The organism is Enterobacter cloacae complex sp. ECC445, assembly GCF_021892025.1.
Classification (GTDB): Bacteria; Pseudomonadota; Gammaproteobacteria; order Enterobacterales; family Enterobacteriaceae; genus Enterobacter; species Enterobacter chengduensis.
The window spans coordinates 55,325-67,279 of the sequence record NZ_JAKLRZ010000021.1 but is presented as its reverse complement, the minus strand read 5'-3'; the positions used below and the strand labels follow the sequence as shown (position 1 = coordinate 67,279).

At 59.3% G+C, this 11,955-nt stretch carries 11 protein-coding genes; 3 read left to right on the top strand and 8 right to left on the bottom strand.

Annotation, left to right across the window (positions count from 1 at the left end):
- The first annotated feature begins 32 nt into the window (after positions 1–32).
- Positions 33–509, top strand: coding sequence for a kinase inhibitor (locus L6R44_RS16380; protein ID WP_032638977.1), 477 nt, complete (start codon positions 33–35; stop codon positions 507–509).
- Positions 510–600: 91 nt separating this feature from the next.
- On the opposite strand, the gene hutH is transcribed toward L6R44_RS16380, so the two are convergent.
- The 5 genes from hutH to hutI all read right to left on the bottom strand — a co-directional run bounded on the left by hutH (position 601) and on the right by hutI (position 6,845).
- Positions 601–2,121 (bottom strand): histidine ammonia-lyase, encoded by a 1,521-nt coding sequence (gene hutH, locus L6R44_RS16375; RefSeq protein WP_237424789.1) that lies wholly within the window; start codon positions 2,119–2,121, stop codon positions 601–603.
- Positions 2,118–3,806, bottom strand: a complete 1,689-nt coding sequence (gene hutU, locus L6R44_RS16370; protein WP_237424788.1) for a urocanate hydratase — start codon at positions 3,804–3,806, stop codon at positions 2,118–2,120. The genes hutH and hutU overlap by 4 nt, the downstream gene beginning before the upstream one ends.
- 126 nt (positions 3,807–3,932) lie before the next feature.
- Positions 3,933–4,667, bottom strand: a complete 735-nt coding sequence (locus L6R44_RS16365; protein WP_237424787.1) for a histidine utilization repressor — start codon at positions 4,665–4,667, stop codon at positions 3,933–3,935.
- A 19-nt stretch (positions 4,668–4,686) separates the two neighbouring features.
- Positions 4,687–5,625 (bottom strand): formimidoylglutamase, encoded by a 939-nt coding sequence (hutG, locus tag L6R44_RS16360; protein WP_237424786.1) that lies wholly within the window; start codon positions 5,623–5,625, stop codon positions 4,687–4,689.
- Positions 5,622–6,845, bottom strand: coding sequence for an imidazolonepropionase (gene hutI / locus L6R44_RS16355; RefSeq protein ID WP_237424785.1), 1,224 nt, complete (start codon positions 6,843–6,845; stop codon positions 5,622–5,624). The genes hutG and hutI overlap by 4 nt, the downstream gene beginning before the upstream one ends.
- 224 nt (positions 6,846–7,069) lie before the next feature.
- On the opposite strand from hutI, the gene L6R44_RS16350 reads away from it, so the two are divergent.
- The gene (locus tag L6R44_RS16350; RefSeq protein WP_032638965.1) at positions 7,070–8,353 is read left to right on the top strand and encodes a putative acyl-CoA thioester hydrolase; all 1,284 of its coding nucleotides are present in this window, start codon (positions 7,070–7,072) and stop codon (positions 8,351–8,353) included.
- A gap of 55 nt (positions 8,354–8,408) precedes the next feature.
- Here L6R44_RS16350 and tisB read toward each other — a convergent pair whose 3' ends face one another.
- Complete coding sequence (gene tisB / locus L6R44_RS16345) at positions 8,409–8,498, bottom strand: type I toxin-antitoxin system toxin TisB (RefSeq protein ID WP_023332440.1); 90 nt, start codon at positions 8,496–8,498, stop codon at positions 8,409–8,411.
- Between the two features lie 443 nt (positions 8,499–8,941).
- Positions 8,942–9,937: a 6-phosphogluconolactonase gene (gene pgl / locus L6R44_RS16340; RefSeq protein WP_237424784.1), complete on the bottom strand. Its 996-nt coding sequence runs from the start codon at positions 9,935–9,937 to the stop codon at positions 8,942–8,944.
- Between the two features lie 140 nt (positions 9,938–10,077).
- Here pgl and L6R44_RS16335 point away from each other — a divergent pair, with 140 nt between their 5' ends.
- Positions 10,078–10,896 carry a pyridoxal phosphatase gene (locus tag L6R44_RS16335; protein WP_237424783.1) on the top strand — a complete coding sequence of 273 codons (819 nt, stop codon included), beginning with the start codon at positions 10,078–10,080 and terminating at the stop codon, positions 10,894–10,896.
- Here the strand turns inward: L6R44_RS16335 and modC are convergent, their stop codons facing one another.
- On the bottom strand, positions 10,897–11,955 hold the full coding sequence (gene modC, locus L6R44_RS16330) for a molybdenum ABC transporter ATP-binding protein ModC (protein ID WP_237424782.1): 1,059 nt from the start codon (positions 11,953–11,955) through the stop codon (positions 10,897–10,899). It lies immediately after the preceding gene.

The following is an 11,955-nucleotide window of genomic DNA, read 5'->3' as shown; positions in this document are numbered from 1 at the left end:
TGCTGAACGAGCGATCAACGAGGGTAAACCGTATGAAAATCATCAGTAAAGATCTGCGCGACGGTGAAAAGCTGCCGGAACGCCACGTATTCAACGGCATGGGGTATCAGGGAGACAATATCTCTCCACACCTGGCGTGGGACGAGGTTCCGGCAGGCACCAAAAGCTTTGTCGTGACCTGCTACGACCCGGATGCGCCAACCGGCTCCGGCTGGTGGCACTGGATCGTGGCGAACCTGCCCGCCGACACGCGCGTGCTGCCGCAGGGTTCCGGTTCAGGTCTGGTTGCCCTTCCTGAAGGCGCTATTCAGACGCGCACTGACTTTGGTAAAGCGGGCTACGGCGGCGCGGCGCCGCCAAAAGGGGAAACCCACCGCTATATCTTCACGGTGCACGCGCTGGACGTGGAGCAGATTGAGGTCGATGAAGGCGCAAGCGGCGCGATGGTCGGGTTTAACGTGCATTTCCATACGCTGGGTAGCGCGTCGATTACGGCGATGTATTCGTAATCGTGCGGGCTGATGCCCTCTCCCAAAGGGAGAGGGAGAAAACCTGACAATTCCCTCTCCCTGTGGGAGAGGGTTAGGGTGAGGGCAAAAATCACAGCACCGAAGGTAACAACCCTACCAGCCGCCCTTCTTCCAGAAGCTGCATCGCCTTATCAATGTCCGGCGCAAAGAAGCGGTCATCATCGTAATGCGATACGTGCTCACGGAGCACCTGACGCGCCTGTTCCAGCAGCGGGCTGGATTTTAGCCCTTCACGCAGATCGATGCCCTGACTCGCCGCCAGCCACTCTACCGCCAGCACGCCGCGGGTGTTTGACGCCATCTCCCACAGGCGGCGCCCGGCAGCCGGTGCCATCGAAACGTGATCTTCCTGATTCGCCGAGGTTGGCAGGCTGTCCACGCTGTGCGGATGCGACAGCGCCTTGTTCTCGCTTGCCAGCGCTGCGGCCGTCACCTGCGCAATCATAAAGCCCGAGTTGACCCCGCCGTTGCGCACCAGGAACGGTGGCAGCTGCGACATGTGTTTATCCATCATCAGCGCGATGCGGCGCTCGGACAACGCGCCGACTTCGGCAATCGCCAGGGCGATATTATCCGCCGCCATCGCCACCGGTTCGGCGTGGAAGTTGCCCCCGGAGACCACCTCGTTTTCCTCGGCGAAGACCAGCGGGTTATCGGACACCGCGTTGGCCTCCACCAGCAGCACCTCAGCCGCCTGGCGCAGCTGCGTCAGGCACGCGCCCATCACCTGCGGCTGGCAGCGCAGGGAATACGGATCCTGCACCTTCTCGCAGTTGTGGTGCGAATCCGCGATTTCACTCGTATCGGTAAGCACGTGACGGTACATCGCGGCGGCATCAATCTGCCCGCGCTGGCCGCGCACCTCGTGGATGCGGGCATCGAACGGACGACGCGAGCCCAGCACCGCTTCGGTAGTCAGCGCACCGCACACCACCGCCGAGGCAAACAGATCTTCCGCCTCAAACAGGCCGCGCAGCGCGAAGGCGGTCGACGCCTGGGTGCCGTTCAGCAGCGCCAGCCCCTCTTTCGCCGCCAGCGTGATCGGGTTCAGGCCCGCCTTATTCAGCGCCTCTTTCGCAGGAAGCCATTCGCCCCGCCAGCGCGCTTTGCCTTCACCCAGAAGCAGCAGCGACATGTGCGCCAGCGGCGCGAGATCGCCGGAAGCGCCGACGGAACCCTTCGCCGGGATCCACGGATAGACCTCCGCATTGACCAGCGCCATCAGCGCCTGGATCACGTTCAGGCGAATGCCGGAAAAACCGCGCGCCAGGCTGTTGATTTTGAGCACCATCATCAGACGGACAATCTCGTCGTCCAGCGGCTGGCCGACGCCCGCCGCGTGCGACAGCACCAGCGAACGCTGCAGGTTTTCCAGATCGTGCGTGGCGATGCGGGTCTGCGCCAGCAGGCCAAAGCCGGTGTTAATCCCGTAGGCGGTACGCCCTTCGGCCACGATGGCTTCAACGCAGGCGACGCTGTCGTTAATGGCGGCGTGGGCGCTTTCATCCAGCGAAAGGGTGACCGGCTGACGCCAGACGCTACGCAGCTGTTTCAGCGTCAGCGAGCCGGGAGTGAGTGTTAACGCGTTCATTCATGCTTTCCTTGTGTGGCAGGGATCATCGGCAGGTTAAGCCCCTGCTCTTTGGCACAGTCAATGGCAATCTCGTAGCCCGCGTCCGCGTGACGCATCACGCCGGTGGCCGGGTCGTTGTGCAGCACGCGAGCGATACGCGCGGCGGCTTCATCCGTTCCGTCACAGACGATGACCATCCCGGAATGCTGGGAGAAGCCCATCCCCACGCCGCCGCCGTGGTGCAGCGACACCCAGGTCGCACCGCTGGCGGTATTCAGCAGGGCGTTCAGCAATGGCCAGTCGGAGACCGCATCCGAGCCGTCGCGCATGGCTTCGGTTTCACGGTTCGGGCTGGCAACGGAGCCGGAGTCCAGGTGGTCGCGGCCAATGACGATTGGCGCGGAGACTTCGCCGCTGCGCACCATTTCATTGAAGGCCAGCCCCAGCTTTTGCCGCCACTCCAGGCCTACCCAGCAGATACGCGCCGGCAGCCCCTGGAAGTTAATGCGCTCGCGGGCCATGTCCAGCCAGCGGTGGAGATGTTCGTCATCGGCGACGATCTCCTTTACTTTAGCGTCGGTTTTGTAGATATCTTCCGGATCGCCGGACAGGGCAACCCAGCGGAACGGCCCAATGCCCCGGCAGAACAGCGGGCGAATGTAGGCAGGCACGAAGCCCGGGAAGTCAAAGGCGTTATTCACGCCCATCTCTTTCGCCATCTGGCGGATGTTGTTCCCATAATCGAAGGTCGGAATGCCCATCTGGCTAAAGGCCAGCATGGCGGAGACGTGTTCAGCCATCGAACGTTTCGCGGCGAGCACCGTACCTTCCGGATCGGTTTCCGCTTTCTGCTGGTAGGCGTCCCACGTCCAGCCTTTTGGCAGATAGCCGTGCAGCGGGTCATGGGCGCTGGTCTGGTCGGTGACCAGGTCCGGACGCACGCCGCGGGCGACAAGTTCAGGCAGAATATCCGCCGCGTTGCCGCACAGGGCGATCGACACGGCTTTGCCTTCCGAGGTGTATTTTTTGATGCGCGCCAGCGCATCGTCGAGGCTATCAGCCTGCTCATCGACGTAGCGGGTACGCAGGCGGAAATCAATGCGGCTCTGCTGGCATTCAATGTTCAGCGAGCAGGCACCGGCGAGCGTGGCGGCCAGCGGCTGCGCGCCGCCCATGCCGCCGAGACCGGCGGTCAATACCCAGCGGCCTTTGAGCGAGCCGCTGTAGTGCTGGCGACCGGCCTCCACGAAGGTCTCGTAGGTGCCCTGCACAATCCCCTGGCTGCCGATGTAGATCCAGCTCCCGGCGGTCATCTGGCCATACATTGCCAGCCCTTTCGCGTCCAGTTCGTTGAAGTGTTCCCACGTGGCCCAGTGCGGCACGAGGTTAGAGTTGGCGATCAGTACGCGCGGCGCGTTTTTGTGCGTTTTGAACACGCCAACCGGCTTGCCGGACTGCACCAGCAGGGTTTCGTCGTGTTCGAGTTCGGTCAGGGATTTTACAATTGCGTCATAGCATTCCCAGTTGCGCGCGGCGCGGCCGATGCCGCCGTAGACCACCAGCTCGTGGGGGTTTTCCGCCACCTCAGGATCGAGGTTGTTCATCAACATGCGCAGCGGGGCTTCGGTGAGCCAGCTTTTGGCGGTAAGCGTGGTGCCGCGCGCGGCGCGGACGTCCTGCTGGCGGTATTTACCTGACGACATTGTGTGCTCCTCATACGGGACAGTGATGCATTTAGATATACTTGTATAGACAAGCACACACAAGGTCGGATTTAACAAAAAAGATACAATTTTGTTATATTGCGTTAGCGATCACGCTTATAAAACTTATGACATGAAGTGGCCCTGCAGCCGGTAGCGATTCCCCGGGAAAAGCAGCCGGGCATGGGACACAATGTGCGACGAGGACCAGGTACGACGGCGGATCAGCAGGCACGGATCGTGCTCCTTAATGCGCAACCTTTCGCACTCCTGCGGCGTGGCGCGCACGGCCTCCACGATGTGCTCCCCTTCCGTCAGCGGTGCGACGAGCGAGAGATAGGCATGCGGCGTGGTCTGGGTGTAATCCTGGCTGAGATAGTCCGGGATCCGTTCTGCATTGACGCAGCGATCTTCAATCTGTACCGGAATGTCGTTCTCAAAGTGCACCATCACCGAGTGGAAGATGCGGCTGCCTTCTTTAACATTCAGCTCTGCGGCCTGCTCGGCGCTGGCCTGAGTCTCTTCAAGCACCAGCACCTCGCAGCGGTGCTGATGATTTCGCGAGTGTATCTCATCGGCAATACTGCGGATTTCAAACAGCGCCGACTGCCCTTTCGGCTCCGCCACGAACGTCCCCACCCCCTGCAGGCGCACCAGCAGCCCTTCGTCGGTCAGCTCGCGCAGCGCCCGGTTGATGGTCATCCGGCTGAAGCCAAACTGCGCCACCAGCTCGGCCTCCGACGGAATGCGGTCGTGCGGCCGCCAGACGCCGGTGGCGATTTTTTCGCTGATCGCCTGCTTCACCTTTTCGTAGAAAGGCGCGGGAGGGCTCGACGGCGGCAGAGGTGAGCGTGCAAACATGGTGACTCCTTAAATCGTGTTATGCCCACCAGTGAGCAATTTGCCAGGCCAGACGGGCGGCGAGCTTAGCGCCTTGTCCGTCGCGGTCGTACTGCGGGTTAAACTCTACCAGATCGGCGGCCTGTAGCTTACCGCTTCGGCAGATTTGTTCAATCAGGGGGAGGAGATCCCGTGCCGGTATGCCTAACGCCGCCGGTGCGGAAACGGCAGGCATTTCGCTGGCGGGCAGAACGTCCAGATCGATTGTCAGGTAGACGCGGTCGGCCTGCGCCAGCACCTTTTCCAGCGCAGGCTGCGCATCGCGACTGAAATGCAAATCCTCCACCAGCGTGACGTTCAGGCGTTCTGCCTCATCCCAAAGCGCCTGCGTGTTCGCCGCCCGGCTAACGCCAAAGCAGGCGTAGTGAAATGCCCGCCCGCGCTCATCGCAGTAGTGCGCCAGCTGGCGAAACGGCGTGCCGGACGTGGCCCGCTCGGCCTTGCGCAGATCGAGATGCGCATCAAGGTTGATAATGGCCACCCGCTCGTGCGGGAAGGCGTCCAGAATGCCCCGCCCGTGCGCCCAGGCGGTCTCGTGCCCGCCGCCAAAGACCAGCGTGCGCATTCCGGACTGCTGGCATAACGTCACCGCATCGCTTAACGCCTGCTGTGCCGCCTCAAGCTCGTCGCCTTCAACGTACACCGACCCCATATCCGCCAGCCGTTCGTGACCCTGATGGCTGGCCATATTCGCCAGCGCTTTGCGCAGGATATCAGGGGCCTGCGCGGCGCCGGGCCTGCCCTGATTGCGCTTAACGCCTGCATCACATTCAAAGCCCATCAGCGCGATGCCGGATGATAGCGGCGTGAACTGCCCCTGCTGCCTTATCGTCTGGAAAATGCGCGTTGCGTTGCTGGCCTCGGCGCTGTCGTCGCGCCCCTGCCAGACCGTTTCGGCTACCGGCCGCCATAACCTCATACTGCCTCCCCACGGAAAATACGTTGATACAGCGGATTGCGTCCCGGCTCGTAGACCATCTCTACCGGATGGTGAGCATCCCAGACGATAAAATCAGCGACAAATCCGGCCCGCAGCTGTCCGTGGGTTGCGCCACGCCCCAGCGCCTGCGCCGCGTGTCGCGTCACGCCAGCCCAGGCCTCTTCCGGCGTCAGGCCAAACTGGACGCAGGCCATATTCATCGCCAGGTGCAGGCTCGCAAACGGGCTGGTGCCGGGGTTGTAGTCGGTGGCGACGGCCATCGGGACCTCCTGTTTTCTGAGCCGTTCCACCGGCGGACGCTGGCGCTCCTGCAGGAAATAGAACGCGCCGGGAAGCAGTACCGCCACCGTACCGCTTTGCGCCATCGCCTGAACGCCCGCGTCGTCAAGATATTCGATATGGTCGGCGGAGAGTCCTCTATACCGGCTGACCAGCGCCGCGCCGCCCTGATTCGACAGCTGCTCGACGTGCCCTTTCACCGGGATACCGAGCGCGGTTGCCGCCTGAAAGAGGCGCTCGGTTTGCGACGGCGTAAAGCCGACGTTTTCGCAGAACACATCTACTGATTCGTATAACTCTTTTTGCCACAGCGCGGGCAATATCTGCTCGCAGACCAGCGTGAGGTAGGCATCCGGATCCTGTCGGTATTCCGGCGGAACCGCATGGGCCGCCAGCAGCGTTGGGCTGATATCGATCGGATTATTAAGGCTCAGCTGGCGCGCGACCTGGAGCATTTTCTCTTCGGCCTCGGCGTTGAGGCCGTATCCGGATTTAATTTCAACCGTGGTGACGCCCTCATTCATCAAACGCTGAAGACGCTGCTGCGCCAGCGTAAGCAGGGTTTCCGGCGAACTGCTGCGCGTTGCCGTCACGGTAGCGTTAATCCCGCCGCCCTGCGCGCTGATGGCTTGATAAGAGACGCCGTTCAGACGCTGCTCCCACTCCGCCGCGCGGTCGCCGCCAAACACCAGGTGGGTATGGCAGTCAATCAGGCCAGGCGTGACCAGACGCCCCTGGAGATCGATACAGCGAGGGTGTCCGGCAGGAATGTCAGATTCAGGGATCACGGCCAGAAGGGTGTGGCCGCGCACGACCAGGGCATGTTGCTCTTTCAGTCCATAGGGTGCGGAGACGTCGGGCGCCATCGTAGCCAGTCGCGCATTTTGCCATATTACATCGTCGGGATGAATCTGCTGCATGGGCATTCCACTTGTCATGGGTTGTATAGACATTTATTTTCATCTGCTGTCTGCTGTCAACCGACTTTGCGGAAATTGTTATTTATTTGTGATCGTTTACCTGCCGCGCCGGGGCGAAAAATGCAACTTTTACCCTTTTTATCTTCCCGTTTCGCTCAACTTAGTATAAAAAAGCAGGCTATTTCGTCTATCCCGTAAAGACTTGCATACCCAGGAGCTTCACCTTGAACATTTCCAGGATTTCCCGTCTGGCGTTGGCACTCGCCTTTGGCGTGACCTTATCCGCATGCAGTTCAACCCCGCCGGATCAGCGCCCTTCTGAGCAGGTTGCGCCCGGTACCGCCTCGCGCCCGATTTTGTCCGCAGATGAAGCGAAGAACTTCAATCGCGCGCACTACTTCTCGGCGATGGATCCTAACGCTGCGCCGTGGACACCGTCCTCAATCAACCTGCCTAAACAGCCTGACTTCGTGGTTGGCCCGGCGGGCGCGCAGGGCGTAACGCACACCTCGATCCAGGCTGCGGTCGATGCTGCCATCACGAAACACAGCGCGTCTCGCCAGTACATCGCGATCCTGCCGGGTGAATATGAAGGCACCGTGTATGTTCCGGCAGCCCCGGGCAGCATCACGCTTTACGGTCTGGGCGAAAAAGCGATCGACGTTAAAATTGGCCTGGCGATTGATTCCGAAATCGACAGCAACACCTGGCGTCACCTGGTTAACCCGGCCGGTAAATACATGCCGGGCAAACCGGCGTGGTACATGTTTGATAACTGCCAGAGCAAGCGTTCCGCCACCGTTGGCGTGATGTGCTCGGCGGTATTCTGGTCTCAGAATAACGGCCTGCAGCTGCAGAACCTGACCATTCAGAATACCCTGGGCGACAGCGTTGATGCCGGTAACCACCAGGCCGTTGCGCTGCGTAGCGATGGTGACCAGGTGCAGATTAACAACGTTAACATCCTGGGTCGTCAGAACACCTTCTTCGTGACCAACAGCGGCGTGCAGAACACCCTGCAGAACAACCGCCTGACCCGTACCCTGGTGACCAACAGCTACGTTGAAGGTGACGTGGATCTGGTGTCCGGCCGCGGCGCGGTGGTATTTGATAATACCGATTTCCGCGTGGTCAACTCACGTACTCAGCAGGAAGGTTACGTGTTTGCCCCGGCAACCCAGTCGAACCTCTTCTACGGCTTCCTGGCCGTGAACAGCCGCTTCAACGCTGCCGGTGACGGCGTGGCGCAGCTGGGACGCTCCCTGGACGTGGACGCTGCGACCAACGGCCAGGTCGTGATCCGCGACAGCGTGATTAACGAAGGCTTTAACATGGCGAAACCGTGGGCGGATGCCGCAGTCTCCAAACGTCCGTTCTCTGGCAATACCGGTGCGGTGGATGATAAAGGAAACGTGCAGCGCAACCTGAACGACGCGAACTTCAACCGCATGTGGGAGTACAACAACCGCGGTCTGGGTAGCAAAGTGGTTGCTGAGCCGAAGCAGTAATAAGATGAAAGTAAAAGGGGGAAATTAATCCCCCTTTTTACTGCGACTGAATGCGTCAGGCACCAAACTTAAGATACGCATCCAATAGTTGCATAATCGCAACCATGAGTTGCAGGAACAGAATTGCCCATTCCACACCGCTCATACGCCACTCCTTTGGTATAGAGCACTTCTCCCCTGGTTTACCTTTCCGCTGCCTGTCACCAGAGGTGTGTTGGTTATGTTTTGATGTGCTCCGCAGTTTAGGCACCGTCGGCACCACCCGACAGCCAGGACTGAATACGGATCCTGAATTGCGGAACTGCAGCACATCAAGCCAACGGACAGAATGATATCAAATCACTACTGTATATAAAAACAGTTAAAATCAGTTTGGGATTCTATAAAGAATACGTATGTAAGGGACTGATTATTATAAAAATAGAAATTTCTGATCATTCCACGTTCTTTGCCCTTCATTGACGATGAATTTACTTCGCTTTGAATCGACATTATGATGAACATGTTGGTTACGTTTTGATGTGCTCACCCGGCTACCACCGGGCATAAAAAAACCTCGCATTCGCGAGGTTTTTTATTTTAAGCCGCTTAGTGAGCGTTAACCACGACCCACATTGGCCCCTGGCCTACGGCGTAGCGGCCTTTCTCTTCCAGCAGACCCTGCTCGCCTTTAATTTCATACAGCGCGATGTGGTGGGATTTCTGCCCCGCCGCAATCAGGTATTTTCCGCTGCGATCGATGTTAAAGCCGCGCGGCTGGGTTTCCGTTGGCTGGAAGCCTTCAATCGCCAGCACGCTGCCGTCTTCAGACACGCTGAACACGGTAATCAGGCTGGAGGTACGGTCGCAGGCGTACAGATGACGTCCGTCAGGCGTGATGTGGATATCTGCCGCCCAGCGGGTGTCGGAGAAGTCAGACGGCATCATGTCCAGCGTCTGCACGCACTCAATCTGGCCGTTAGGATCTTTCAGCTCCCAGACGTCCACAGAGCTGTTCAGTTCGTTAACCACGTAGGCGTACTGCTGGTTCGGATGGAACACCATATGGCGCGGACCCGCGCCCTCTACCGTCGTGACTTCAGCAGGCGTCTGCGCCACCAGGTGACCATCGTCGCTCAGGGTGAACAGACAGATGCGATCCTGCTTCAGCGCGGGCACCCACAGCGTGCGGTTGTCCGGAGAGACGTTAGCCGAGTGGCAGCCTTCCAGCCCTTCCACCACGTCGACGGTTTCTAGCGGAATGCCGTCGTCAAGACGGGTCACGCTGACGCAGCCCGCATTGTAAGAGCCGCTAAAGATAAAGCGCCCTTTACGATCGGTAGAAATGTGGGTTGGGCTGCCCGGCAGCGGCGCTTCGGCAGTGTAGGTCAGCGCGCCGTCGTCAGGCGAAATGCGGTAGGCCAGCACCCGGAACTCAGGGCGTACGCCAACATAGAGAAAACGTTTATCCGGGCTGACGACCATTGGCTGTACCTGCCCCGGAACATCAACAACCTGAACCAGCGTGAGCGAACCTTCTGCATTCAAACGCCAGACGTGGATCTGCTGACTTTCAGGACTGGCGGTATAAACGGTTTGTTTCATGAACACTCCTTTCCTCACTGCGCGTGAAAGTGATTATTTTTAACGGTGAATGCTGAATTTTAGCCAGGAATTTTGCAGCGATTTACTCTCGGTGTAACATCGCCTGAGACCCAAAATTCAACATTAACCCGGAAGAACAAATGACCTCGCGTGTGATTGCACTGGATTTAGACGGAACATTACTTACCCCTCAGAAAACCCTGCTCCCCTCCTCCCTTGAAGCGCTTAAGCGCGCTCAGGAAGCAGGATATCAACTTCTTATCGTTACGGGTCGACATCACGTTGCCATTCATCCTTTTTATCAGGCACTGGCGTTAGATACACCTGCAATTTGTTGTAATGGCACTTATTTGTATGATTATCAGGCAAAAAAGGTTTTAGCCTCCGACCCGCTGCCGGTTCCACAGGCGCTGCAGCTGATTGATCTGCTGGATGAGCATGACGTTCACGGCCTGATGTACGTGGACAACGCGATGGTCTACGAGCGCCCTACCGGCCACGTGGTGCGCACCAGCAACTGGGCGTTGTCCCTGCCTGAAGCGCAGCGTCCGGTCTTTACTCAGGTCTCCTCCCTGCGCCAGGCGGCTCAGGACGTTGAGGCTATCTGGAAATTCGCCCTGACGGATGAAGACACCACCAAACTGAATGCCTTCGCGAAGCACGTGGAGCAGACGCTGGGTCTGGAGTGCGAATGGTCCTGGCACGATCAGGTGGATATTGCCCGCAAAGGCAACAGCAAAGGCAAGCGCTTGACGCAGTACGTGGAATCGCTGGGCGGGTCAATGCAGGACGTCATCGCCTTTGGCGACAACTACAACGACATCAGCATGCTGGAAGCCGCCGGTACGGGCGTGGCGATGGGCAATGCCGACGACGCGGTAAAAGCGCGCGCCAACGTGGTGATTGGCGACAACACCACCGACAGCATCGCGCAGTACATTTATACCCACCTGCTGTAATCAGGCGGTGATCGAGACGCTCTTAATTTGCGCGTAAAGCCACAGGCCGGGCTTGATCCCTAACTCATCCCTGGCCCACGGGCTGATGCGCGCCCAGAGCGTCCTGCTGCCGACTTCAAGCTTCACTTCAACCTGGCCGTTATCGTCAAAACATTCCGCGACCTTAGCGCGCAGAATATTACGAATGCTGGTTTGCAGCGGCGGCTGCAGCACCAGCGAGACGTCCGACGCCTGGATGCGAATTCGCAGCGCCGACTGTAGCGGTTTGTCGATCTTATTGACCCACAGGTGCTGGTCGCCCAGCGCCAGCGCGGTCATCGCGTAGTGCGGGTGATGTTCCAGCACGCTCACCTTCAGGATGCTGCTCTGCTGCTCCCGGGGTAGCCAGGGGTGCATCACGCTGCTGCCCCACACCTCTTCGAGGTTGCCGAAGGCCTTCACGCTGCCCTCTTCCAGCACCAGCACCTTGTCGGCCAGATGGAGGATCTCATCCAGCGAGTGGCTGACGTAGAGCATCGGAATATTAATCTCGCGCGTCAGGCGCTGTAGATAGGGCAGAAGCTCGCGCTTACGCGGAATATCCAGCGAGGCCAGCGGTTCGTCGAGCAGCAGCAGCTCGGGCGCCGTCAGCAAGGCGCGGCCAATGGCCACGCGCTGTTTTTCTCCGCCGGAGAGCGACGATGGCAGCCTGTCGAGCAATGGCTCAATGCCTAAAAGGGTCACCAGCTTATCGAACTCCCCGGCCATGCTTTTCGCCATGCCGTAACGCAGGTTGCCGCGCACGCTGTAGTGCGGGAACAGGCGCGCGTCCTGGAAAACATAGCCGATTCGGCGCTTATCCGGCGACAGATACACCTTATTTTCCACGTCATTCAAAACGCGGTTATTCAATACGATGCGTCCTGACTGCGGGCGCGTCAGGCCGCTGATGGCATTGATCAGCGACGTTTTGCCCGCCCCCGACACGCCGAAGATGGCGGTAATACCGCTCGCAGGCAGCGTCTCGTTAAGCGTCAGGGTATGGTTTCCCAGCGTCTGGGTGAAGTTCAGTTCCAGCAT